Source organism: Algoriphagus sp. 10J20-15 (assembly GCF_055809615.1).
In genome coordinates this window covers 1-25,835 of record NZ_JBVVUG010000013.1, presented here as the reverse complement: position 1 = coordinate 25,835, position 25,835 = coordinate 1, and the positions used below count along the sequence as shown (strand labels likewise).

Below are 25,835 nucleotides of genomic sequence, written 5' to 3'. Positions count from 1 at the left end.
AAACTTAGAATTTGACGTTAAGATTGAAACCTAAACCTCTGGTAGAAGGAAGACCAGTGGACTCCATACCAACCAAATTATCAGAAGAATACCCGAATGATTCTGGATCAATATTATCAACCCATTTCTTTATCATGAATACGTTGTTTGCTACGAAATTCAGCTTCACTGATTTGAATGGTTGGTTTTCAGGTAAATGTTTGGTGAAATCATACCCTAAAGTGATTTGCCGAAGTTTGACATATCCTCCATCGTAGATTATGGGCTCTACTAAAGCTTGTGATCTAACCACTTCCCAGTAGGACTGCACCGGAGCTACTGCGGTGTTTATCTCACCAGCTTCGTTCACACCAACTCCTACGACCCCACCTTCTCTTCCTTCCAAGGTCATCTTATGTAAACCATGTCTGGTAGCGTTAAAATTCGTACCCGAAAGCATAATATTGCCCAACTTGTAGTCAATCAAGAAAGAAAGCATTACTCCTTTATAATTGAGTGAGTTATTAAATCCTCCAACCCAATTTGGTAGCGCACTTCCGAAATTAACTAGATCAGTGGTTCTGAGTGGAAGACCATTTGCTCCAAAGATTTTTCTCCCCGACCATTCCTTCTGTAGCCAAATCCTGCAACCTGTCCCATTTCCATTCCAACGATTTGTCTCAATTCACCATTGAATACGTGGGTTCCGACAGTAATCCGTTCACCGGGATTATCAGTCAGTAGGCTTAGAACTTTTGTTTTATTGTAGGCAGAGTTTGCTGAAAATTCCCAAGTGAAATTCTTGTTCTCAATAGGGACAATCGTTAAGAGCATTTCAATCCCCTTATTTTCACTTTGACCACTGTTAATAGAAGTATTGACAAAACCAGAAGCGTCTGAAATCTGAGCGCTTACAATCTGATCAGTAGTGAGTTTTCTATAAGCTGCCATATCCAAACTCACTTTGCCTTGAAACATTCTCAGCTCAAATCCAACTTCTGCTTCACCAATTCGCATTGGTCTCAAATTTGGATTTGGAAGATTGGTTCCGTTAGGCCCTCCTACTGGCTGACCTCCAAACAAGTTGTTGTTTATGCCATAAAATAGCACATTGGAATACGCTCCTACGTCAGCATCACTACCCACTTCAGCGTATGCTACTCTTAATTTTCCAAAATTCAACCAGCTGTTTTGTGCAAAATTCTCAGTGAATACCCAGCTAGCTGACAAAGAAGGATAAAGGATGCTCCTATTTTCTCTAGAAAGAGTTGAAAACCAATCGTTTCTAATAGTACCTGTAAGGAATAGCATATCCTTATAGGATACTTCTGCAGAACCATACAATGAATTAACTGCACGCTCATTCAAATCATATATTGGATCTTTAGCTCTACCATTTTGAACGGTATAGAGGTCTCTAACCACGAAGTCAGTGACCTGTACACTATTTAGGTCTGACCTTCTCTGCATATGATTACCTCCAATATTTGCATTGATTCCGAAGTCGCCAAATTCCTTATTCGCATTGATTAAAAAGTCTGTATTTATCTCACGGAATCTTCTTTGCTCTTGCGTATACACTCCATTTACGAATCCTGCTGGCGCTGGTGCCCTCGACGCTTGTCCCGTCGGAAAGTTGTTGTAATCCTGGCTCTCTAGTCCAGAAGTCCTGACCAACTCTACCTTGGACAAATAACCAGTCAGTAAATTGATATTTAACTGCTATATTCCCAAATATCCTATCTCTGCGGATGTTCTGAAACTGATCAGAAAGTGTGAAATATGGATTGGTACGATTTCTAAATCTTGAATAAACCGCCTCGTTTCCATTTGCATCATACCGGTTGTCACGAAGGACATCCAGTGGCATGGAGTTAGCCATATTGTAAAGCGCTACTGGAATCGTATTATCCTGCTGACCAATGTTTGGTGGATTTTCATTCTCTTCATGAGAATAATTAAAGTTTCCCCGGAAACTGAACTTTGGACTCAAATCATAAGCAAAGCCCAAATTGATAGTCTTTCGATTGTAAACATTGTTTGGCACAATACCCTTACTATTCAGATCTGAAAAAGACAAACTCATTCCACCCTTTTCGGTAGAAGTAGCGAGGGTAATAGAATTAGTCACATTCTGACCATTGCGAAAGAAATCATTGATAATGCCTTTTACTGGTTCATAAGGAACTGTAATTCCGTCAAAAAGCATTTGGGTCATGCCAGGAGCAAATTTCTCTCCGAATGACCATTGTCCAGAGGTTGGGTTTGGGGTAGTAGGCCGAATACCTTGCTCGCCTTGCCCATATTCATATTGGTAGTCAGTGAAATCTAGCGGGGCTTCGTTCGTATAGTTCAGGTTATAAGTAACTCCCATGCCGCGACTATCATTTTTTGTTTTGGTGGTAATCATCACTACCCCGTCTTTGGCTCGAGAACCGTACAAGGCTGCAGCTGCAGCTCCTTTGAGGATGGTCATAGATTGCACATCATCTGGGTTAATACTGGACAATCCATCACCTCCATCAGAAGTGTTACCTCCTCCACGTACGCCGATACTACTATCCGAAGCATTATTCCCGGGATTTGAACCGAAGTTTGTATTGTCGATAGGGACACCATTTACTACAATCAGCGGATTATTTTGTCCGGATATTGAGGACTGACCACGAATACGGATTTTAGATGTGCCTCCAGGACCAGAGCCTAGTGCTGAAATACTTACACCCGCTACTTTGCCTTGTAGCGCGTTCATAACGTTAGGAGTTCTGTTAATAGTCAACTCATCAGATTTAACTGTTGAGGTAGCATACCCAAGACTTTTTGCTGATTTCTCGATTCCCAAGGCAGTTACTACTACTTCTTCCAAGTCGCTAGCATCCACTTGCATGCTGATGTTGACTACAGACCGATTGCCAACCACTTCTTCTTGATTGAGATACCCTACAAAAGAAAAAACTAGAACAGATGTTTCGCTTTCTACATTAATGGTATAGTTTCCATTGTTCCCAGAAACGGTACCTGTGGAGGTTCCTTTAAGAAGAATATTAACACCGGGAAAACCCATACCATTTTCATCAGTCACTCTACCGGTAATTTCTATCCTCCGTCGCTCGATTGTTGAAATGGAGTTTCTTGAAATTCTTGAATTTAAATCGGACCCTCTGCCTGCTGATGAGGGTGACTGGGTTGATGTGAGGATATTCTTCAAATCCGCTCCTTTAGCGCTTGGGCTTGATCTGCTTTGGAATATCACATAAAAATTCTCACCAGCTTTTTCATAGCTGAGTCCTGTTTCTCTCAGGATTACTTTCAATCCCTCTTCTACAGAACTAAATGAAGATTTTGACGATTTGATTCTTTTTGATTGAACCAGCTCATCCTTATACGCTATCGAGACTTTAAACTTATTCTCGAACTGTGTCAGTACCTCTTTGAGGTATCTGTTTTCACTCCTAGACGAAAAGGTATCTAGGTTCTTTTCCGAAGCTATCAAACCCTCGACTTGCGCTGATGCAAACCAAGAAATCGAATAGCTCATACATAATAATAGTACAAACTTTCTCATTGTAAACAGGTTTCAGGTTATTTGGGGAATACTTCATTTTGGGTTTTTAATCAGGTACTTATTTTTCTCGTTTACTATTTCAATGTTGAAGATTCTGGAAATTTGATCCATGAAATTGGCAGCATTACCTAGTGGCATTGAGCCAGATGCTGTTTGCTTCAGTATTTCCTCATCTTCAAATTCAATCTCAATTCCATAGTTATTTTTTGCCATGGTGATGATTTCACCTAAACTGGTTTCATCCAAGTTTAGAACCTTATCTTTCCAGGAGGTATAGAGCGATGTATTCACTTTTTTACGTTGAAACTTACTCTGTTTAAACTCTACCAAATCACCCGGATTCATCAAGATTTTCCCCTCCTTATCCTTAACAGGGAAACTTAGCGTTACAGCTCCTGAGGTCAATACTACCTCAGTCTCTTGAGATCGGTTATATACATTAAATTCTGTCCCTAAGACTTCTATAGCCACGTTTTGGGAACTAAGAACTTTAAAAGGCTGATGATTTTTTTTGTGGACTACGTTAAAAAATGCCTCACCCTCGATCCATACTTCTCTAGACATCTGACCTTCCCAATTGTCTTTAAATGTCAGTTTGGAATTTGAATTCAAAATCACCTTGGAACTATCTGGAAGTATGAATTCTTTCGTCTCTCCAAATGCTGTTTGGTATTCGATTTCTTGTGGCAAATCATACCAATACCAAGCTAGAAAGACCAATGCAAAAGATGCAACAGCATAGGCAAAAGGCCAGAAAAAACTCCTGTCTGGAGTTGGCTTAGAAAACTTTGGGGGCTGTTTGACCTCGCTTTGAATGGCGCCCCACACCAATACCATTTCACTTGGATTCATCTCAATCTTTGAATGCTCCAAACTCAAAACCAACCTTCTCGCTTCCTCAATCAACTCTGTTTTGGATGGATTGGAATCCTTCCAATCCATCCAAAACTCATCGTGTATAGGGTCAGAATAAAGCACCCATTCCTTAAAAAATGGGTCTATGACAAAGTCATTTACTGAAAAATTGGAGTAATCTGAAAGCTGATGATTCACTATGTCTCTTTTGGTTGATACCTATAAGAGTGTAGAAGTGATAAAACCTCATCATTTTTTATAAAAAAAATTCAAAAACAAAAAAAACTATGCTAGGTAGTTTAAGTATGAGCCAAATAATAGTGCTTTGAGCACAACTCTCAAGCATTGCAAGGCCTTTGAAAGTAGATTATGGGCAGAAGCAGGCGTGATAGACATTATACTGGATATTTCAGCATAACTGAGGTCATTGAAATATTTGAGAACAATGATTTCTCGCTGCCTTTTTGAGATTTTAGTTAATGCAGTAGTAACCTTGCTTTTATTATCCTTCAAATAATCTTGGGAAATCAACTCTTCTTCGACGGATGATTCACATTCACTTAATTGGCAATCTTCATTCATGTCTGAATAAAGTTTTCGATCGCGTGTAATGTGCTGTATGAGTAAATTTCGAAATGATTTAAAAAGGTAATATTTAACAGAGTCCACCTCAGAAAGGCCTTCGCGCCTATTCCAGATGTTTGTAAAAAGCTCCTGGAGTACAGTCTTTAACCAGCTCACGGTTATAGCAAAAATGCATGCCGTAATTAAAAAGCAAGTTAGAAAACCTCTGATAGAGATTAGAAAAAGCGAGGTCATTGCCCTTTCTGACACTTTGCCACAAGGCTCTATCGTCAGATTGAGTTTTTCGGTCGGTTTTTGGGCTTCTGGAAATAAATAAGTTAACCGGACTACTCATGTTCGAAATTTTATTTCTGTAAAACTCCGAATCAAGGTAATAAGTTTTTTATCATATATCAAAAACTTACTTTTTGTATTGCAAAATGATTAAAAAACCAACTAATAGCCAGTTTACAATTACATAAGTACCCCAGCTATAAAAAAACCAGCATAGGTACCTAAAGCATTACCAAGGCTTCCTACCAGAACACCAGGAATTAATAAGTCCGGACGATTGAGACTCTCTGCTGAAGCAAGTGCGGTAGTATTACCCCCAACATTTGCTTGAGAAGCTACGGCAATCACATCCCAATCTACTTTGAAAAGCGCACCGATACCAAAGATCACTGCCCCGTGGACCAGTACAAGTAACCCGACAAATAGAAAGAGAGTGCCAGCCAAGTCGCCTAGCTCATAAAGTGTGCTCAAGTCACACAGGGTCCCGATAGCAGCTAGAAAAAGTAAAATGAGAAAAAAACCGAGGGTATGCGTCCCGGATAGTCTTTTCACAAAGGGTATTTGTGCCAACATCAAAGCTATACTAGTCAAGGTAATGATCTCCGGCATTTCAGGAAAAAACTGACTCACAAGCTTTGATACTGCCATAGCTAAAAATGCAATCCCCAGCACTGACGCTAAGCCCGCAATGCTAATAGACTCTGCTTGCTTGATCTTTTGAGTTTCACCTGTTGTAGGTGAGAGTTTTTTTCTGGGAAAAAAGGATTGCAAATATTTGGGTAAAATTAGTGTAGCAATAATCCAAACTGTTCCAATCAGGCTATCCACTACAGTGGTAGCTGCATACAAATCCGCATTTTCATTTACATGATAGCTAAGTGCTATGGCATTGAAATTAATACTTCCACCGATGTAGGTACCTGTAAACATTCCCGCCACAGCATTCGCCATTGGTCCAATTGCCTCAGCCGGTCTTACTAAAAACCAAGCAACGAGCACTCCAATGATGGTTCCTAGCCCCCCCAAACCAAACATTAACAACATCGTAGCACCTGCTTTTCTAAGGCTTTTAAGGTCTACTTCCAACAAAGCGATAAAAATCCCCATGGGGGCAAAGTATATAAAAACACCAGTATAAACAGGATTTCCAGTTGCAGCAGTTGGAATGATACCAACATTAGCTGCCAAAGCCGCAAATAAGATCACCAAAATAGGAGTTCCCAGTGTCTTCCATACTTTGAATTTTGCTAGCCAAACAGACAGTAACACAATTATACACAGCATGCCACTGACATACATAGGGTCATGAATCCAAGTCATTGGGGAAATTAGGTAAAAATTAACTTATCGCTTTATCAAAGCTTCTTGAATTACTAGCTGCAATATCTCTCGGCTATTATATTTTTCATGATTATCCGCAAAGATGCCAGTCTCCTTAGATTCTTTGCTTATCTAGTAGGAAGACCGAATACTCCCGCAGTGGCGGGACAGGCTGAAGCGGTCTCAATTCTTAAGTTTATCAGATCCCTTTTAGCTTTTAACTCCATACAGGCACTAAAGCGGATCTACATACTATTTTTAAAAATTGACCAACTTCATACCTTCCAATCCCTTTTACCTCTCAAAATGTGTATCGCCGCGTATCAATGTAGGAATGTATGGCGGTAGAATGCGTTGGTAAAACAACTCACTAATCAATAGTCAAAAACAAGGGTCATGGAAATTGCAACCTTGACCATTTTCCTTGTAGGTTATAAATCTCCAGTCAGGAAAAACTTCTTGATTTTAGCTATCACAAACTCAATTTCCTCTTCCTTCATCCAAGGATTTAGAGGTAGGGAAAGTCCTCTTTGGCTGAGATTACGAGAATTTTTAAATTCTCCTTTGCTTCGAAAAGGCTTCATATCCGGTAAAATATGCGGATAATGGATTGCCGTACCAATCCCACTTTGTAAAAGGAAATTTTTCAATTCATTTCTTCGATCTGTACGAATCACTAAAAGATGTGCATTATGATCTTCGTCCAAAATATCTAATGGAAGTTTCATTTCATCGATTACTGACAAACCGTCGATATACATTTTTGCATACTTTTTTCTAATTGCTTGATTTGACGGAAATTGATCAAAAAACACATTTAAAAACCCAGCTTGAATAGAATCAATACGACTGTTTTTCCCTACAATTTCATGATTATCACGAACCACCTGCCCATGATTCAATAATAATTTTAACCGGTCATTCACTTGTTGATCTTTGCATAAGCACATCCCCGCCTCTCCCAAAGCCCCAAGGTTTTTAGTAGGATAAAAACTCAGGCATCCGACATCACCAAAAGTCCCCGCTGCTTTACCATGTTGAAAAGAACCAAAGGACTGAGCTCCATCTTCTATGACTAAAAGCTTGTGGTGTCTCGCCTTCTTCATCAACTTTTCCATATCCACCATCTTTCCATACAAGTGAACCGGGATCACCGCTTTGGTTTTAGGCGAAATAGCCTCTTCCCAATCTGCAGCCAAAAGTCCATTTTCATCTGTATCCCAAAAAATTGGAGTTGCCCCAACCATTACTACAACTTCCGCTGTAGAAACCCAAGTTATTGCCGGAATGATCACCTCATCTCCTGCACCAATTTCTAATGCTCGCAAAGCAAGTTCCAAAGCATCTGTGCCATTGGCACATGAGATGGAAAATGGAGAATGGAGGTAGTTTGTAATGTTAGATTCGAAAGCCTGTACTTCCTCTCCTCCGGAAAAAATCCCTATCTCCAGCATTGCTTCAAATTTGGATTTCAAAGCATTTTTCAGCTCTCCGTCCATTTTTTTGAGATCAAGAAAGGGGATCTTCATCCAATAAGTTGGCTAATTGAATACTTAAATTTCGTCGGGAATACTGATCAATCGCTGTCGCTGCTTGAGGTTTCCCGCTGCGCTCATACAATTTCCTCAAGCTCACTTGAATAGCAACATGATCCGAATGCGAAAAAACCTCCCCCGCTTCAGATTCTTTCAAGATCTTCGCTGAATCTCCAGCAGGATCACCTAAAGCGAGTACCGGCAAAGTCGTAGCCATGTATTCAAAGAGTTTTCCAGGAATATTTCCTTTTGCATTTTTGGTATTCGTGAGGATCAAAGCCAACGCATCAGCATTAGCATAAAATTCAAAAACCTCCTGATGAGATACATAGCCAGCAAAATGTACATGCGCAGAAAGCCAGCGAATCCGCTGCAATTTCCCTACGAACCTGGTCCGCTCACCCTCCCTACAAAAGTAAATTTCACTGCTCCCATTTCTTTCAAAAACTCTTCCTTCATTGCTTTGAGTAAAGGCATAGGATTCCTGATAGAATCAATTATCCCCGTATAAACAAGATGTAAACTTCCAGCTTTTTTCTCTCCTATAGAAAATCCATCTGGCATATCGGCTGGATCAAAACCATTGGTAAGCAAATCAATTTTTCGAGTGGAAAGCTGCTTCAAATCATCCTGAAAGGTCGGAGAAATAGTGGTCACCACATCCGCCTCGCTCAATACCTCCTGCTCCAGCTTCTTGTGTTTGTCTCTCACAAGATTCTGCATAGGAAGCTTGTCCAAAAACTCCCATTGAGACCAGGGGTCCTAAAATCAGCCAACCAGAAAACTCCTGTTTTTCGCTTCAAATCCCTTCCGATCAAATGCATAGAATGCGGTGGACCTGTCGTAATGATTGCCTGAAACTGACCCTTCTCAATCAATTCAGTTAAGAATTTTACCGAAGGCTTCACCCAGAAAACCCGTGGATCAGGGACCATCAAATTAGCACGAAGCCAGATGGCGGCTTTTTCTATGAAACCATGTTCTTTTTGCTCCAGCACTCTTCCCTGAATGTGATTCTTTTTTGCCGCGAATTTTATCCAAAAGTTGATAGGGTTCCCAAATCGGGAATTTCATTACCTCCAGATCTTTGGAGATTTCCTTTTCCAGACTTACATCTTTCAGGTCAAAGTCGGGATTTTCAGGTGTAAAAATCACAGGTTCCCAGCCTGCTTCAGGCAGGTATTTAGCGAATTTCAGCCAACGCTGCACGCCAGAACCTCCACTTGGTGGCCAATAATAGGTGATGATTAGAACTCGTTTTTTCATAATTGTACTATGTCCTAAGTCTAAAGTACCAAGTAGCTGGCCATAAAATCAACAATGATGAAAAGAATAAGTCGCAGTATTCAGTCTCAGTCACAGTTTTCAGTAATTCATTGTATAAAGTCTCTCGAATAGAGTCTAGTAAATCCTAATCTTTAAATAGCCTCTGACTACACCACTTTTAGAAGAGTAAAGACTTCATTTTTGTGAGTCCACCTTTTGAGACTTAAACAAAACTTAGTCTTAATAGGCTGTTCCTCTGAGTTACTCGCTGCGACCTCGGAGGTTAAAAAAAGGGAGCAGGTCACCCCACTCCCTTTCCATCTGAAATTTTAAATTCCAAATCTCAAATTCTACTACTCTCCCTGTGCAAGAGAATAACCTCTTACGCCGTCAAAAGAATATAAATTCTCAGTTTTGATAAAGTCAAATCCAAGTTCTTCAACTTGCTTCAGTAATTCGCGGATTTGAGCATGAGAAATGCTGGACTGCTCAGGAGTCTGGAATCTACATCTCCAATGGTCTGTGCAAAAGGATTCTTTCATCCCACCTGGGAATACTTTGATGCCTCTATTCGTAATCAAAGTCAGTTGCAAGCCATCCGCATTGGCAGCACGTAGCTTCTCTCCTAACACTTGAGGATCTCTTCCAGCTTCATCCCAATCCACGAATACATCCACACCAATCAATTCCTTCTTGGCTTTCACCACAGGTGAAACAAATACATTCATCGGAGTAGTATCCTTATCGAATTCAGCAGGAACCATAGAAGACGGTAGTTGTCCTAATCTCTCAATTACTGCATTTGCAAACTCCTCAGTACCAACTTTCTTAGTAGAAAGACCCTCTTGGTAAATATCTCCTGTATGGATTCCGTCTTCCAATGTCTTCATCCAAGCATTAGAGATTTTCTCCGCTATCTCTGGCTGACCGATGTGAACCAACATCATAATTGCTCCATTTAGCAAGCCTGATGGGTTTGCAATTCCCATTCCTGTGATATCAGGAGCAGAACCGTGAATAGCTTCAAACATTGCTACTTCTTCGCCCACATTGGCAGAGCCGCCAAGCCCTACAGAACCAGTCACCTGTGCAGCTACGTCAGAAATAATATCTCCATAAAGGTTAAGTGTAACGATTACATCAAAAGTCTCAGGTCTATCTGCGATCAAGGCTGTTCCGATATCGATGATCTTGTGATCATTTTGAATATCTGGATACTCCTTAGCAATCTCATCGAAAGTCTTATGGAAAAGACCATCAGCCAGTTTCATGATGTTGTCCTTCGTCATACAAGTCACTTTTTTGCGACCGTATTTCTTAGCGTATTCAAAAGCATAACGGATAATTTTCTCCGAACCAGGCTTGGAGATCAGCTTCAAAGACTGAAAAACTTCCTGAGTCTGTCTGTGCTCAATTCCTGCATACAAATCCTCTTCGTTTTCACGAATAATCACCAAGTCTGTCTTTGGGAAATGTGTCTTGATGAATGGGGAAAAAGCTTTACATGGTCTCACGTTCGCATAGAGACCAAAAGAAGTTCTAGTGGTTACATTTAGCGACTTAAAACCACCTCCCTGAGGAGTGGTAATGGGTGCCTTCAAGAAAATTTTCGTTTCTCTAAGCGATTCGAATGCATTCGGTTCCATTCCGGAACTGATTCCTTTTAGATAAACCTGTTCTCCAATTTCTATAACATCGTATTCAAGTTGAGCTCCAGCAGCTTCGAGGATCGCCAGTGTAGCCTTCATGATTTCGGGACCTATCCCATCACCATAGGCAACTGTAATTTTTCTTTTGGAAGACATATTAATATAGTGGATTTAGTTAAAATTTGATTTTGAACAAAAGTAAATAAAAATGTGGAAGCAGGTTTTTGACCTAGGACAAAATCCACATTATCTCGGCTTTAATTACAAAAGGGGTAATAATCCTTTACCTTAGGTTAAGCATTTTCCCATGCCCCAGTTTGGGAATGACTACCCTGCTTGTATATTTGTTTTATACTCAACGATAAACTATGGCTGATTTCAAAAATATCCTTACTGATGTAAAGAACGGAGTACTCCACTTGACCATCAACAGAGAAGACAAAATGAACGCGCTGAATTTTGAAACTTTAGAGGAGTTAAGGTCGATTTTTGAAGAGGTATCTGATACCAAAGAAATCAAAGCAGTGATCATCACCGGCTCAGGCGAAAAAGCGTTTGTAGCTGGAGCTGACATCAGCGAAATCGCTTCGCTAAATGAAGTAAATGCCAGAAAATTCGCTGAAAATGGACAAGAAATATTCAGTATGATTGAGAACTGTCACAAGCCTGTAATCGCAGTAACCAATGGGTATACCCTAGGTGGAGGATGCGAATTAGCTATGGCTTGTCACATGAGAATTGCCACGGCAAATGCGAAATTCGGTCAACCGGAAGTTAATCTTGGAATTATCCCAGGTTATGGTGGTACGCAGCGTCTCACCATTTTAATTGGAAGAGGAAAAGCCAACGAACTCATGATGACTGGGGACATGATTGGAGCCGAAGAAGCCAAAGCTTTAGGACTAGTCAATCACATACTTCCTACCAAAGAAGAAGCACTGGCAAAAGCTGAAGAAATCATAGCCAAAATACTTAGCAAAGCACCTCTTGCCATTGGTATGATTATCGATTGCGTCAATTCTGCTTATGTACCGGATGAAAATGGTTTTCAAACAGAGGCAAACAGCTTTGCCAGATGTGTAAAATCCGGAGACTACAAAGAAGGAACGTCCGCATTTCTCGAAAAAAGACAGCCGCATTTCAAAGGAGAATAAGCTCCTTGACACTGGATGAGTAATTTTAAAAAACTAGCTGGACAAACCGCAGTTTATGGCCTAAGCAGCATTCTCGGCCGATCAATTAATTTTTTAATGATCATCGTGTACACCGAATACCTCACAAAAGAGGCAATGGGGTCATTCACGAGCATCTATGCACTGGTAGGTTTTATGAATATAGTGTTCACCTATGGGATGGAGACTACATTTTTCAGATTTGCCACTGGAAAAAACCTTGATCCAACCAAAGTATATAATTCCACTCAGTCCTTATTAATCTCCAGTACTTTATTACTTGGATCAGGTCTATACTTGCTTGCACCCTGGTTAGCTGAATTATTAGATTACCCAGGTCAGGAGTATTTATTTAGATGGACAGCATTAATACTTTCTTTTGACGCCATTCTCGCAATTCCTTTTGCAAAGCTACGTCTGGAAAACAAAGCGCTGATTTTTGCAGGATCGAAAATCTTCAATATTCTATTGAATATCTTTTTCAACCTCCTTCTAATCGTAGGATTTCCGTATCTGATTTCAAATGGTATTATTCCAGAAGGATTTCTTGGCTATAGATCAGATTGGGGAGTGGAATATATTCTTCTTTCAAACCTCTTTGCGAATGGATTGATCATTCCATTTGTATGGTGGAAGGCTGGCTTCTTCAAATTCGAGCTGGAGCAATCCATCATCAATCCTATGTGGGGGTATTCTATCCCACTCTTATTTATGGGATTAGCAGGAGTTACGAATGAGCTATTTTCAAGATTTTTATTTGAATATGTACTTCCTCCAAATTTCTACGCGGGACTTTCAGCTCGAGAAGCAGGCGGAGTTTTTGGAGCGAATTTCAAGCTTGCAATCTTAATGAACTTGGTAATTCAGGCATTTAAATACGCTGCTGAACCATTCTTTTTCAAGCAATCACAGGACAAAAATTCTCCGTTGCTTTATTCAAAGGTGATGCATGCTTTTATCCTTTTTTGCACCGTATTGATGATTGCTATTTCTGTAAATCTCGAATGGATAGGACCATTTTTCCTGAAAGGTGCAGATTATGCTGAAGGACTCTATATAGTACCTACCCTTTTGATGGGTTACCTACTTCTTGGAATCTATTTCAATCTTTCGATTTGGTTCAAGATCACTGATCAGACAAAATATAGTTTTTGGATCACTTTGGTTGGAGCGATTCTCACTATGGCCATAATATTCATTTTCGTTCCTATTTGGGGATACATGGGCGGAGCGCTCAGCACGATCTCCTGTTATTTTGTGATGTGTTTGCTTTGCTACATATATGGTCAAAAGTATTATCCCATCCCCTATCAAACGGGAAAAGGTATTTTTTACCTAATTCTCTCCTTTACTATAAGTTATCTTGGATTCTACTTAGATTTTGGGAATCCAGCACTGAATTTCTTAATGAAAAACAGCCTGATCTTACTCTACATGGGACTTATCTTTTTCATGGAGAAGGAACAAATCATGGCTTATTTACCAAAAAGTAAAAAGCATTAACATTAATTTTTATAATCCTGGGATCATTTTTGGGTTCATGCGCGTTAACCAACCGATAAGTCACAAAGACCTTTCTCACATTTCATTAATATTTACAAACAAAGTCGAATTGCATAAAAGGCATTATGTTTGTGAAATTAAGCTGCAGTCCCTATTTCCCGTGAATTTCAAAAGAACAATCCTCATACTTCTACTTGTCGCACTAGGCTCTTCAGCAAGTTTTGCGCAAGAAAAGCTCTCCAAAAAAGAGCGTAAGGCACAATTGAATGAATCCCAAGGCACACGTTATTTTATCGAAGGTGAGAAAAACCTAGTGCTTAATGATCTGGAAAAAGCCTTTTTCTACTTTCAGAAAGCAATGGAGTTTTCACCAGATGCACCTGCTATTCACTATAAAATCGCAGAGATCTTAGTGAAGGCAAATCAACCTGAAAAAGCTATGCCTTATGCAAGTAGAGCCGCCGAACTTGCACCTGAAAATAAGTACTACTCCTTAATGGTTGCTGAGATCTACACCAATTTAAAGCAGCCCTTAAAAGCTGCAGAAATTTTAGAGCGATTAACTGCTGACGGAGAAAGCAATCAACAATACAATTTGGACTTAGCTTCAATTTATCTCAACGAAAAAGAGCTGGATAAAGCGCTGATAGTTTTGGATCGAGCAGAAGAGTTTTATGGTGTAATGGAGCCAATTACGGTTCAGAAGCAACGGATCTATTTGAACAAAAACAACCTTGGCAAAGCAATAGAAGAAGGTGAAAAATTAGTCGAGGCACGACCAGGTAACCCTGCCTATGTCATGAATTTGATTGAGATTTTATACAATAATAATCGGGTAGATCAGGCATTAGACTTAGTTTTTGAAGAGATCAAGAAGTATCCAAATCAACCGGAATTACAAATGGCAGCGCATACGCTCCTAAAGGATATTGGTGATATCGAACAGTCTAACCACTATCTGTATTCTGCTTTTGCCAGTAGCGATCTTGATCCAGAGGTTAAATCCCAGGCATTTTCTAGTATTCTCACTGAAATTAAAACTGAGGAAAGAGAGAAACTCCTAGATAGTTTGGAAACTTTAATCGCTAAATCTACGCTTGAAAATGCGGAAATCTACGCTGCATTGGGTCAGCGGCGGATGCTGGATCAAAAGAATGAAGAAGGGATAGAATATTTCAAAAAGTCACTTTTGATCAATCCGAAGAATTCCAAATTAGTGGAGCAAGTGATTCTAGGGTCTTTCGGTGAAAATGCTGACTTCGATGAACTTGAAAAATTTACGGTTTTAGCCGTAGATGAATTCCCGCAAAATCCAGAATTCTGGTTTTATGATGGTGTAGTAAAATCCGCTCAAAAGCAAGATGAAGAAGCTGTCGTATCACTGAACAAAGCAATCGAATTAAACGCTAATAAAAACCCTCAGCTAGATCAGGTAGCCTTCGGTTCTCTTGGTAATTCTCTGTATAACTTGGGAGAAAAAGAAGAGGCATTCCGAAATTTTGATAAAGCACTGGAGCTCAACCCAAATGACGAGCAGGTCTTGAATAATTATTCCTATTTCCTTTCGTTGGAAAAGAAGAATTTGGAGAAGGCAAAGTCAATGTCTGATAAAGTTGTTCGCAGATTTCCAGATAATGGCACTTTCCTTGATACACATGCATGGGTTCTTTTTCAGATGAAAGATTACGAAGGTGCTAAGAAATATATGGACTTAGCGCTGATGCATGAAACACAGCCAAGTGGTGTCATGCTTGAGCATTACGGAGATATTTTATTTCATCTTGGTAAAAAGAATGAAGCCTTGAGTTATTGGAAAAAAGCCGAAGGAAGTCCTGAGGCCTCTGACAAACTTTCACAGAAAATTAAAGAAGGAAAATACCATGAATAAACTTTTTGCAGGATTTGTGCTCGTTATCGGCTTAGGCCTTCTTTTCTCCTGCTCCAAAAAAACGATAGTCTATCAGGCAGATGGAAAAATGGAAGACTTCTCCCCTATTTATACTGAATATGACTACCTGAGTGCTAAAGCCAAAGTAGTGATAGAGGAAGAATCCGGGAAAATCACTCGAGGAAGTTTAAACCTCCGTTCAAAAAAGGATTCAGTTCTCTGGTTTATCATTTCTCCTGGAATGGGCATGGAAGCTGTGAGAGGACTGATCACTCAGGATAAAATTCAGATTAAAGACAGAATTGGAAAGGAAGACATCAACTTAACTTTCACCGAATTTGAAGCAGTTTACGGTTTGAAATTATCTTTGGATATTTTCCAAAACGTGCTTTTTGCGAATCCGCCCCATCAAGTGGATTACAAAGACAGATTGGTACGAGTAGGTAAATCATTTGAGCTTACTCAAGTTCGAGATAAAGTAAGGTACTTTTCCAAAGTTGATGTCAATTACAGAAAAGTCTCAGAGTTAGTTAGTAATTCGCTCGATGATCGTGGATCATTGCTTGCCAGCTATTCCACTTTCCAGGACATAGACGCAAAACCTTTTCCGTTTGAAGTTCTCTACAAACTAGCCTATCAACTACCAGAAGGTGGACAAAACACCATTATTAATGTAGAATGGACCTCTGTTGATCCTTTCTCAGCACCTCTTAGCTTTCCTTTCAAATTTTGAATTGCATGTATCGCAACTTTCTAATTCCATTTAGCATTCTGATTGGATTGATGCTTTTTACAGCTGTAGATCTATCAGCCCAAACGAAAAAAACACGGGAAGAATTAGAAAAGCAGAAAGCAGAAGTACAGGCTAGGCTATTGGAATTTGATAAAATCTTGAAGCAAACTACTGCAACAAAGAAAAATTCCATAGGAGAGCTAAATGCAGTAACGCGTCAGTTTCAAACCCAAACTCGTTTAGTTAATACACTTGATCGAGAAGTGAAGCTGATCAACCAGGAGATAAGTGAGACGGAAGATAAAATAGAGAGCCTGGAAGTACAGCTGAAAGATTTAAAAGCTGAATATGGTAGAATGATTTATAATGCCTCAAAGCTCAATAGAGGACTTTCTATTGTTTCTTTTGTTTTCAGTTCAGCAAATTTCAATCAGCTCTATTCTAGATTGATGTATTTGAAACAATACACAGATAGCCGGAAACAACAGGCTGCTCAAATTGAAAAATTAAGCTTAGAGCTTATAGATCAGCGGGCCTTATTGGATAATAAAAAAGCTGAAAAAGAAAAAGTGCTTGCAGAAGAGCAAAAAGAACGAGCAGAACTCGATAAGATGAAGCGTACTCAGCAAGGCCTTGTGAACACGCTTACCTCAAAAGAGCAAGACATTAAAAAACAGATCACTGCAACTAAAAAACAACAGGATCAACTAAACAAAATGATCAAGCAGGTGATCGAAGATGAGATACGCCGCGCTGAAGCAGCCGCTAAAAAAGAAAATAGCACTGCTACCAAATCGACTGGCAGTAGCATGCCGATGACCCCAGAGGTCGCTGCTTTGTCAAAATCATTTGCTGGGAATCAAGGCAGGCTTCCTTGGCCAGTAGAAACAGGTTTTGTATCGCAGGGATATGGTACCTATCCACACCCTACTCTTAAAGGAATCACCATGGAAAGTGATGGGATAGACATCCGCACCCAGCCTAATTCTAATGTAAGGGCTGTATTTGATGGCACAGTAACTAAAATCACAACTATGCCTGGTTTTGGCGGTACAGTGATCATAAAACATGGTGAGTATTATACCATGTATAGTAAGTTGAAAACCATTACTGTAAAAACAGGTCAGACTGTAAGTGCAAAAGACGTAATTGGACAAGTTGCTACAGGTCCTGGCGGGGAAGCAGAAGTACATTTCCAAACTTGGAAAGGTCTCTCTGTGATGAATCCTTCGACATGGCTAACATCCAAGTAGAACTTAATTGCGTATATTCATAAAAAAGATAGATTGCTTGACGCTGAACTTTGTGTAAGCGGATCACAATTATATCTTTGTATCCACATTTACCCTTAAACACACACCATCATGACTACATTAGGTTTCATTCAAAACATGGGCGGTGGCTCGATCGTATTGATCGTATTGGTCGTCCTTCTATTGTTTGGTGCTAAAAGAATACCTGAATTGGCTCGTGGCCTTGGACGTGGTATCAGAGAATTTAAAGATGCTACCAAGGACATTCAGAACGACCTAGAGGAAGGTCTGAAAGACGACAAGAAAAAGTAATCTCTTAAGCCAAGGAAATTGGAAAAATTCATCTCATTCGACGAAATTAAAAAATCGCTCGAAAAGAAGGAAAGTGACTGTCGCGCGATAGTCCAATATTATTTAAAAAACATTGAGACGAAGGCGCATTTAAACGCCTTCGTCGAAGTTTATGAGCAATCCGCTTTAGCCCAAGCTGATCTTATTGATCAGAAATTAGCTAATGGAAATGCCGGTAAACTTGCCGGAATGGTCATCGGTATCAAAGATGTACTCTGCTATTCTGGCCACGAATCCAACGCCTCTTCCAAAATTCTAAATGGTTTTGAATCCCAATTCACCACCACAGCTATCCAACGACTGCTAGACCAAGACGCTATTGTTATCGGCAGACTCAATTGTGATGAATTTGGAATGGGAAGTTCGAATGAAAATTCTGCCCATGGAAAGGTATTGAATGCAACAGATGAATCACGCGTCCCTGGAGGTTCCTCTGGAGGATCAGCAGTGGCTGTTCAAGCAAATCTCTGCACCATTTCTTTGGGAACTGACACAGGTGGTTCTGTAAGGCAACCGGCGGCATTTACAGGAGTGATTGGAATGAAACCTACCTATTCAAGGGTTTCTCGATGGGGCTTGATTGCCTATGCCTCCTCGTTTGACTGCATTGGGGTTTTTTCTAGAACAGTAAAAGATAATGCAATGGTCATGGAAATTATGGCCGGTCATGATGAATACGATAGTACTTCATCTAGAAAACCTGTTTTACCATATAGTCAACTTTTACACTTTGATAAAAAAGCTAAAGTTGCCTTTCTTAAAGAAACCATCGAGTCTCAAGCCCTTCAGTCTAAGATCAAAACTAATACGTTGGCAGTCTTAGATAAATTAAAATCCGAAGGTCATACGGTAGAGGAAGTAGAATTCCCCTTACTTGATTTCATCCTACCGACTTATTATATTCTTACTACTGCAGAAGCTAGCTCCAATCTATCAAGGTTTGACGGGGTAAAGTATGGATACAGAACTCCCAATGCTCATAACTTGGAAAGCATGTATAAGCTGACTAGAAGTGAAGGATTTGGAGAGGAAGTAAAGCGAAGAATTATGCTGGGTACGTTTGTGCTAAGTGCCAGCTATTACGATGCGTATTTCACTAAAGCGCAGAAAGTCAGAAGATTAATAAAAGACTTTACTGAAAATCTTTTAAATGATTTTGACTATATTATTATGCCGACTACGCCATCTACAGCGTTTAAGTTTGGTGAGCATAGTGGTGATCCGGTAGCAATGTATTTGGAAGATCTCTTTACAGTGCAAGCTTCAGTGTCTGGAGTCCCAGCCATTTCTCTTCCTAATGGGAAAGATGAGAATGGAATGCCGATTGGTTTGCAGGTGATTTGTAACTCTTTTAAAGAGGCAGAGCTCTATGCTTTTAGTAATTATTTAACAGAATTGACGTCCTAAAACCCATTATCCCTATGAAAAACCCTTTGTTCAGAATTTTCACACTTGCGCTTATCACATGTATGATTCCACTGTCCAAAGCATATTCTCAGGATGATGAATCTATTGCCGCTGCTCCCCTACTCGATGAGGAGGTTTTACCTAATTACCATTACGAATACATTCCAGATTTCACTTATGATGAGATCGATCGTAGAGTAAGAGCGATGGATCATGAAATGGCATTTGAGCTGAATGATCGTATTTTTTCTTTCATCCAATACTTCACTGTAAGAAATAGAGACTACACCAAAATGGTCTTGGCTCGTAAAGAGTTGTTTTTTCCAATGTTTGATGAAATGATGCGAAAACATGATATGCCTTTGGAAATCAAATATTTATCAATCATTGAATCTGGGCTTGATCCTCAGATCCGATCTCGAGTAGGTGCTATGGGTCTTTGGCAGTTTATGCCAGCGACTGGCAGAATGTACGGAATGAACACCAACAATGAGGTAGATGACAGAATGGATCCAGAACTTTCTACCGAAGCAGCTGCGAAATATTTAAAATCACTTTATCGAATGTTTGGTGATTGGGAAGTAGCAATGGCTGCATACAATTGTGGGCCTGGCAACGTGAGAAAAGCAATCCGTAGATCTGGTGGAAAGAAAACTTTTTGGGGGATTTATAACTATTTACCTCGAGAAACCCGCAGCTACGTACCTCAGGTACAAGCAATGTTATATATTTTAAATCACCTAGAAGAGCATAATTTTTATCCAGAAGACCCTACCTATGTAGTGGAATATGAGAAAATCCGTTTTGATAGGGCACTAAGCTTAGATAAGCTTGCCGAGTTAACAAATCTCTGTGTAGCAGACTTAAAAACATTAAACCCCGCGATTAAGAATAGCAGGATACCAGAAAGCAATAAGAACATGGCTCTTCGAATTCCTCGAACCAAAGCCCCTTATATCAAAGAAAACCTTGCATGGTTAAATGATTCGCTGAATAATGCTCCGACTGTGCTGCTAGCTTCTAACGTAAAGGTTCAATCTGTGGAAGCGCTAGCTCAAGACATCAGGCAAAATGGCACAGTATATAAAGTTAGATCAGGTGATGTTTTAGGTTCCATTGCTCAGCGGCACGGAGTCACCGTAACTCAATTAAAATCGTGGAATAATCTTTCTTCAAATCTGATTCGTGTTGGACAGACTTTAAGAATAAATTCAGGAATGTCTGGAAACATTGCTACGACACAAACAAATGCCTCAGGACAAACCACATACATTGTTCAGCCCGGAGATTCACTTTGGATTATTTCAAGAAAACATGAAGGCCTTACCGTGGACCAGATTAAGCGTCTGAACAATCTGAATTCAAATAACATTAAGCCAGGTCAGAAACTTATTATCGGCTAATTCGCGCCAGATTTTCCTATAGTTTGTTAATTTTTTTTAAGTAATGGTAATATTCAATCCTAAATAAGGATAAATGTTACGATGTACTTAATTTGACCTATCCAAGAATCAAACAACCAAAAATGAAGACCATTTCATCCATTCTCATAGCCCTAATCATGGGCATTGTATTTACTTCCTGTGAATCTGAGGGAACAGGAGCAGACAGCTCTAAGCCAAAAGCAAGAGGCTCCATAGGGGAAATTATCTTAGTAATAGACTCAGTAAAATGGGCTGGCCCAGTTGGAGATCAACTGAAAGAAATTTTGCGAATCCGACATCCCAGGAATGATTCGATCAGAAGCAAAGTTCAAAGTAAACACAGTAGACCCTAGAGCCATGACACGCATGCTCAAAATGTCCACCAACTTAGTATACGTCACAACTTTCGACGACAAAGGATCCGCTAGTCAGGTGATCAATGCTCAGTTTTCCAAGGAATCAAAAGAAAAGGCAATGAATGATCCTAACATTTATTCATTGCGAATGGAGGATGAATATGCTATTGGCCAAGAAGTACTTTACTTGTTTGGCAATACAGAGGAACAATTAGTAGAGAATTTAAAGAAAAACGGAAGTAGACTTCAGAATCTTTTTGAAGTAAGAGAAAGAGGAAGATTGGAAAAAATCATACTTGCTAGAAAAAATTCTGCCGCCGCAGTGGAAGCGAGAGAGAACCTTGGAATTGAGATCAATGTACCTGCCTCCTATCAGGTAGCGAAATCAGAAGATGATTTTCTATGGGTGAGACAGATTACCCCAAGTGGAAATCGAGCTGATATAAGTTTATTTTTCTACGAGACCGATTATACTTCGGAAGAGCAAACTTTCCCAGCAAACATCCTCAAACTCAGAGACTCAATAACAAAACAACACATTTTTGGAGATCCAGAAGACACAACTTCCTATGTGGTTTCTGAAAAACAAATTCCGCCTGCTTTTAGAAACATGGTGATTAATGATAATTTTACCACAGAAATAAGAGGCGCTTGGAAAACCAACAACACAAGTATGGGTGGATCCTATCTTGGTTACCTCATGATTGATCAGAAAAAAGGAAAACTTTATTACATTGAAGGGTTCGTATTTTATCCTAATGAAATACACAGAGATGCCCTCAGAGAAATAGAGACTATTCTTCTGAACACTAATGTGAGTTGGAAGGAGGACCAAGGGGCCTAAAACCCAAATTATACTAGCTTTTATGGCAATCAAAATCCGCAAGGAAGACGCACTAAATTATCATACGCAAGGCTCGCCTGGCAAAATTGAAGTAAACCCCACAAAACCACTTTCTAGCCAGATGGATCTTGCGCTGGCTTATTCGCCGGGAGTTGCAGAACCCTGCAAAGAAATCGAAGCGGATGTTGAAAACGTCTATAAATACACTGCCAAAGGCAATTTGGTAGGTGTTATTTCAAACGGTACAGCCGTTCTTGGACTTGGAGATATAGGTCCCGAAGCATCGAAGCCTGTGATGGAGGGAAAAGGTGTTCTTTTCAAGAAATTTGCAGGAATAGACGTTTTCGACATTGAGATCAATGAAAAAGACCCCAAAAAGTTAATCCAAATAATCAAGTCTCTTGAACCAACTTTTGGCGGGATTAATCTGGAAGACATTAAAGCACCTGAATGCTTTGAAATAGAAACTGAACTTAAGCGGGAAATGAAAATCCCTGTCATGCATGATGATCAGCATGGCACAGCAATTATCTCTGGAGCAGCTTTACTTAATGCACTGGAAATTGTAGAGAAAGATATCTCAACAATCAAATTGGTGGTAAACGGTGCTGGAGCTGCGGCAATTTCCTGTACTCGATTCTATATTTCTTTAGGTATTAAAAAGGAAAATATAGTTTTATGTGACATCGTCGGAATCTTGAGGTCAGATAGAACCGATCTGGATGAAATCAGAAAAGAATTTGCCACGGATAGAGACCTAAATACTCTTTCTGATGCCTTGAAAGACGCGGATGTTTTCTTAGGCCTTTCTGCAGGAAATATTGTTTCTCAGGATCAATTGAAGCTGATGGCCCCAAATCCGATCGTTTTCGCTTTAGCAAATCCAGATCCCGAAATTTCCTATGAGCTGGCCGTGGCTACTCGTCCCGACCTAATCATGGCAACCGGACGTTCTGATCATCCAAACCAAGTGAATAACGTATTAGGATTTCCTTACATATTCAGGGGAGCATTAGACGTGAGAGCTACAGCTATCAATGAATCCATGAAATTGGCAGCAGCTCACGCTATCGCAAAATTGGCGAAAGAACCTGTTCCAGATATTGTAAACAAAGCTTACGGAGAAGATAAACTGGGTTTTGGACGATTATACCTGATACCAAAGCCACTAGATCCACGATTGATTACTACGATTGCTCCAGCTGTAGCAAAAGCTGCTATGGAAACCGGTGTTGCTAAATATCCTTATCAAGGACTGGGACGCTTACGAGCTTGAGCTTCAAGAGCGAATCGGCATTGATCAACGATTGATGTCTGTGGTAATCGCAAGAGCAAAAAAAGATCCTAAGCGCGTTGTATTTGCGGAAGCAGATAACAGGAAAATACTCAAAGCAGCTCAAATCATCCGTGACGAAAAAATTGGTGAACCTATACTCCTAGGCAATAGAGAAAAAATCTTATCACTTATAGCCGATAATTCCTTAGATCTGAGCAATGTAACCATCATAGATCCTATGGAGGAAAAGGAGATGCTGATCAAATTCGCTGAAATGCTCTTTCAAAAGCGAAATAGAAAGGGAATGACTGTGGGAGATGCAGCGAGACTTGTTACTCAGAGAAATTACTTCGGGGCATTAATGGTAGAATCTGGAGCTGCAGATGCTTTTATCTCAGGTCTTACGCGTGATTATCCAAAAACCATCTTGCCATCACTGCAAACTATCGGTGTAAAACCTGGTGTGAATCGTGTGGCGGGTATGTATATAATGAATACGCCGAAGGGCCCGTATTTCTTTGCTGACGCAACGGTAAATCTCAATCCTACTGCTGAAGAATTGGTTGAGATTATCGGTCTGACGGCAGATGCGGTGAGATTTTTCAACATGGAACCTCGAATAGCAGTCCTTTCTTATTCCAACTTTGGATCTGCTAAAGGAGATATACCGGGAAAAATGGCAAAGGCGACAGCCATAGCTCAGAAAAAATATCCAGACTTAGTCATCGAAGGAGAAATGCAGGCCAATGTTGCGATTAATGAAGATATCCAACGTGAAATGTATCCATTCTCTAAACTCATACACAAAAGAGCAAACACGCTAATTTTCCCTGATTTAAGTTCAGGTAACATTGCCTACAAGCTTTTAGCTGAACTTGGAAACTCTGAAGCGATTGGTCCTATTCTGCTCGGTATGAACAAACCAGTACATATCCTACAGCTGGGAAGTTCAATACGTGAGATTGTTAACATGGTAGCTGTGGCAGTAGTAGATGCACAATCCAGCAGTAGCTTATGATCGATTATCTAAGTGGAAAACTGGTATACAAAGACCCCACTTATGTCATTATTGATGTGAACGGGATTGGATATCATGTAAAAATATCCCTTCAAACCTATACAGAAATCAAGGATGAGGAGCAGATTAAGCTCCTCACCTTCCTTCATATCAAAGAAGATGCTCATACCCTTTTTGGATTCAAAAAAGAGGATGAAAAGCGACTTTTTTTATTATTGCTCTCAATTAATGGAGTAGGTCCAAGTACAGGCCTCATGATTCTTTCATCACTTAGCTCCCTAGAAATAGAGCAGGCAATTTTGGCGGGGGATGTAGCTACCATCCAACATGTTAAAGGGATAGGTGCAAAAACCGCGCAACGTATCATATTAGAACTTAAAGACAAGGTAGGAAAAGGTGGAACTGATGCTTCATCTACCTCATTAGGATTTTTGAAATCCAGCAATAAAATCCGCGAAGAAGCGTTACAAGCACTCATTACGCTAGGTTTTCCAAAAGCAGCTGCTGAGAAAAATATAGCTGCTGTGCTGAAAAAAACCACTGGAGAAATTTCGTTAGAAGATTTAATTAAAGCATCTTTAAAGACATCATAATATTAAGTTGTATTGACCTTTTTGAGTGTACTGACTTTTTTCGGGAGGAGGTTTCTCGGTAGTTGGCCTGAATTATTCATCCTATTTGGTCTTCTACTCGCCTATTCCACTTCTGAGGCTCAACAAACCAATCCTGACAGCGTTCAGTCCCGGATTGATTCATTGAATCGAAGGAGACTAACCCCCTCGTATTTGCTTTGGCAAAACCTGAGGACAAATCCTCTATTCCCAACGCGGAATCCTTTCCTACAGTCCCAAATACCATTTTTACAGGCTAGTCCTATTACCCAAAATGTAGAAGTGAAAATTGACTCTGCACTTCGGTACAATGTGGTTGAACAGATTGATACAGTCCGTGTAGGGAATGAGCAAGAATACGATTTCGAGCAATTTTCTAAGATTCAAGAATATAAAGTCAGGCAGGATTATTGGCGAAGCCGTTCACGGGGTGGCGATGGAGAAAGTGCAGTAGAAGGAAGAGGATTAATTCCTCCGCTCACAGTAAGCCCTTCATTTGACCGACTTTTTGGAGGGAGTGAAATCAATATTGTGCCATCAGGCTATGTCAGATCTAGACTTCGGAGCAATCTTTCGAAGAGTAGATAATCCTACGCTACCCATTAGGCAGCAGCAAAATGGCGGATTCAATTTTGACCAGCAGATCCAAATGGCGGTAAATGGTTCTTTGGGAGAAAAAGTTAAAATCGGCGCCAACTTTGATTCCAATAATTCATTTGATTTTCAGAACCAAATGAAACTGGAATTTGATGGATTTGAAGAAGATATCATCCAGTCCATTGAAATAGGGAACGTGAGATGCCTGTCCAAAATCGCCTGATTCAAGGTGCCCAAAATCTTTTTGGAGTCAAGACACAACTTCAGTTTGGTAAATTGGGAGTCACAGCGGTTGCTTCTACTGCAGCGTGGCCGTAGAGATAATTTGACCATAGATGCCAATGGCCAAGGAAGATCCTTTGACATTCAAGCTTC

Annotated in this window: 22 protein-coding genes and 2 pseudogenes; 14 read left to right on the top strand and 10 right to left on the bottom strand. The window is 40.0% G+C overall.

What is annotated here, in order from left to right; translation table 11 throughout:
- Nucleotides 1-4: 4 nt before the first annotated feature.
- The 10 genes and pseudogenes from AC0L6R_RS06675 to AC0L6R_RS06630 all read right to left on the bottom strand — a co-directional run bounded on the left by AC0L6R_RS06675 (nt 5) and on the right by AC0L6R_RS06630 (nt 11,183).
- Nucleotides 5-3,079 (bottom strand): annotated as a pseudogene (locus tag AC0L6R_RS06675) (SusC/RagA family TonB-linked outer membrane protein).
- A 498-nt stretch (nt 3,080-3,577) separates the two neighbouring features.
- Entirely contained in the window at nt 3,578-4,597 is a 1,020-nt protein-coding gene (locus AC0L6R_RS06670) for a FecR family protein (RefSeq protein WP_473270496.1), read from the bottom strand.
- Nucleotides 4,598-4,684: 87 nt separating this feature from the next.
- Nucleotides 4,685-5,068, bottom strand: coding sequence for an RNA polymerase sigma factor (locus AC0L6R_RS06665; RefSeq protein WP_473270529.1), 384 nt, complete (start codon nt 5,066-5,068; stop codon nt 4,685-4,687).
- Nucleotides 5,069-5,087: 19 nt separating this feature from the next.
- Nucleotides 5,088-5,318, bottom strand: a complete 231-nt coding sequence (locus AC0L6R_RS06660; protein ID WP_473270532.1) for an RNA polymerase sigma factor — start codon at nt 5,316-5,318, stop codon at nt 5,088-5,090.
- 119 nt (nt 5,319-5,437) lie between these two features.
- The gene (locus AC0L6R_RS06655) at nt 5,438-6,577 is read right to left on the bottom strand and encodes a DUF819 family protein (protein WP_473270495.1); all 1,140 of its coding nucleotides are present in this window, start codon (nt 6,575-6,577) and stop codon (nt 5,438-5,440) included.
- 431 nt (nt 6,578-7,008) lie between these two features.
- Nucleotides 7,009-8,106 carry a DegT/DnrJ/EryC1/StrS family aminotransferase gene (locus AC0L6R_RS06650; protein WP_473270494.1) on the bottom strand — a complete coding sequence of 366 codons (1,098 nt, stop codon included), beginning with the start codon at nt 8,104-8,106 and terminating at the stop codon, nt 7,009-7,011.
- Entirely contained in the window at nt 8,087-8,488 is a 402-nt protein-coding gene (locus tag AC0L6R_RS06645; RefSeq protein WP_473270493.1) for a glycosyltransferase, read from the bottom strand. The genes AC0L6R_RS06650 and AC0L6R_RS06645 overlap by 20 nt, the downstream gene beginning before the upstream one ends.
- A gap of 5 nt (nt 8,489-8,493) precedes the next feature.
- Complete coding sequence (locus tag AC0L6R_RS06640) at nt 8,494-8,835, bottom strand: hypothetical protein (RefSeq protein ID WP_473270492.1); 342 nt, start codon at nt 8,833-8,835, stop codon at nt 8,494-8,496.
- 216 nt (nt 8,836-9,051) lie between these two features.
- On the bottom strand, nt 9,052-9,378 hold the full coding sequence (locus AC0L6R_RS06635; RefSeq protein WP_473270491.1) for a hypothetical protein: 327 nt from the start codon (nt 9,376-9,378) through the stop codon (nt 9,052-9,054).
- A 353-nt stretch (nt 9,379-9,731) separates the two neighbouring features.
- A complete protein-coding gene (locus tag AC0L6R_RS06630; protein ID WP_283412848.1) occupies nt 9,732-11,183 on the bottom strand; it encodes an NADP-dependent isocitrate dehydrogenase in 1,452 nt (483 codons plus the stop codon).
- Nucleotides 11,184-11,395: 212 nt separating this feature from the next.
- Here AC0L6R_RS06630 and AC0L6R_RS06625 point away from each other — a divergent pair, with 212 nt between their 5' ends.
- The 14 genes and pseudogenes from AC0L6R_RS06625 (at nt 11,396) to AC0L6R_RS06560 (ending at nt 25,683) form a co-directional block, all read left to right on the top strand.
- A complete protein-coding gene (locus AC0L6R_RS06625; protein WP_283412849.1) occupies nt 11,396-12,181 on the top strand; it encodes an enoyl-CoA hydratase/isomerase family protein in 786 nt (261 codons plus the stop codon).
- Between the two features lie 15 nt (nt 12,182-12,196).
- Nucleotides 12,197-13,702, top strand: coding sequence for an oligosaccharide flippase family protein (locus tag AC0L6R_RS06620; protein WP_473270489.1), 1,506 nt, complete (start codon nt 12,197-12,199; stop codon nt 13,700-13,702).
- A 160-nt stretch (nt 13,703-13,862) separates the two neighbouring features.
- A complete protein-coding gene (locus tag AC0L6R_RS06615; RefSeq protein WP_473270488.1) occupies nt 13,863-15,590 on the top strand; it encodes a tetratricopeptide repeat protein in 1,728 nt (575 codons plus the stop codon).
- Nucleotides 15,583-16,323, top strand: coding sequence for a lipoprotein insertase outer membrane protein LolB1 (gene lolB1, locus AC0L6R_RS06610; protein WP_473270486.1), 741 nt, complete (start codon nt 15,583-15,585; stop codon nt 16,321-16,323). The genes AC0L6R_RS06615 and lolB1 overlap by 8 nt, the downstream gene beginning before the upstream one ends.
- 5 nt (nt 16,324-16,328) lie before the next feature.
- Nucleotides 16,329-17,576: a murein hydrolase activator EnvC family protein gene (locus AC0L6R_RS06605; protein WP_473270485.1), complete on the top strand. Its 1,248-nt coding sequence runs from the start codon at nt 16,329-16,331 to the stop codon at nt 17,574-17,576.
- A 111-nt stretch (nt 17,577-17,687) separates the two neighbouring features.
- Nucleotides 17,688-17,888, top strand: coding sequence for a Sec-independent protein translocase subunit TatA/TatB (locus tag AC0L6R_RS06600; protein WP_111322719.1), 201 nt, complete (start codon nt 17,688-17,690; stop codon nt 17,886-17,888).
- 18 nt (nt 17,889-17,906) lie between these two features.
- Nucleotides 17,907-19,334, top strand: a complete 1,428-nt coding sequence (gene gatA, locus AC0L6R_RS06595) for an Asp-tRNA(Asn)/Glu-tRNA(Gln) amidotransferase subunit GatA (protein ID WP_473270483.1) — start codon at nt 17,907-17,909, stop codon at nt 19,332-19,334.
- A 14-nt stretch (nt 19,335-19,348) separates the two neighbouring features.
- Entirely contained in the window at nt 19,349-20,737 is a 1,389-nt protein-coding gene (locus AC0L6R_RS06590; RefSeq protein WP_473270482.1) for a LysM peptidoglycan-binding domain-containing protein, read from the top strand.
- A 122-nt stretch (nt 20,738-20,859) separates the two neighbouring features.
- Nucleotides 20,860-21,111 carry a hypothetical protein gene (locus tag AC0L6R_RS06585; protein ID WP_473270481.1) on the top strand — a complete coding sequence of 84 codons (252 nt, stop codon included), beginning with the start codon at nt 20,860-20,862 and terminating at the stop codon, nt 21,109-21,111.
- Complete coding sequence (locus tag AC0L6R_RS06580; protein WP_473270480.1) at nt 21,065-21,958, top strand: DUF4837 family protein; 894 nt, start codon at nt 21,065-21,067, stop codon at nt 21,956-21,958. The genes AC0L6R_RS06585 and AC0L6R_RS06580 overlap by 47 nt, the downstream gene beginning before the upstream one ends.
- Before the next feature lie 22 nt (nt 21,959-21,980).
- Nucleotides 21,981-24,252: pseudogene (locus tag AC0L6R_RS06575) on the top strand (NADP-dependent malic enzyme).
- Nucleotides 24,249-24,845 carry a Holliday junction branch migration protein RuvA gene (gene ruvA / locus AC0L6R_RS06570; RefSeq protein ID WP_283412858.1) on the top strand — a complete coding sequence of 199 codons (597 nt, stop codon included), beginning with the start codon at nt 24,249-24,251 and terminating at the stop codon, nt 24,843-24,845. Before AC0L6R_RS06575 ends, ruvA begins: the two are co-directional and overlap by 4 nt.
- Nucleotides 24,846-25,037: 192 nt before the next feature.
- Nucleotides 25,038-25,451 carry a hypothetical protein gene (locus AC0L6R_RS06565; protein ID WP_473270479.1) on the top strand — a complete coding sequence of 138 codons (414 nt, stop codon included), beginning with the start codon at nt 25,038-25,040 and terminating at the stop codon, nt 25,449-25,451.
- Nucleotides 25,408-25,683 carry a hypothetical protein gene (locus AC0L6R_RS06560; protein WP_473270478.1) on the top strand — a complete coding sequence of 92 codons (276 nt, stop codon included), beginning with the start codon at nt 25,408-25,410 and terminating at the stop codon, nt 25,681-25,683. Before AC0L6R_RS06565 ends, AC0L6R_RS06560 begins: the two co-directional genes overlap by 44 nt.
- The last annotated feature ends 152 nt before the right edge of the window (nt 25,684-25,835 follow it).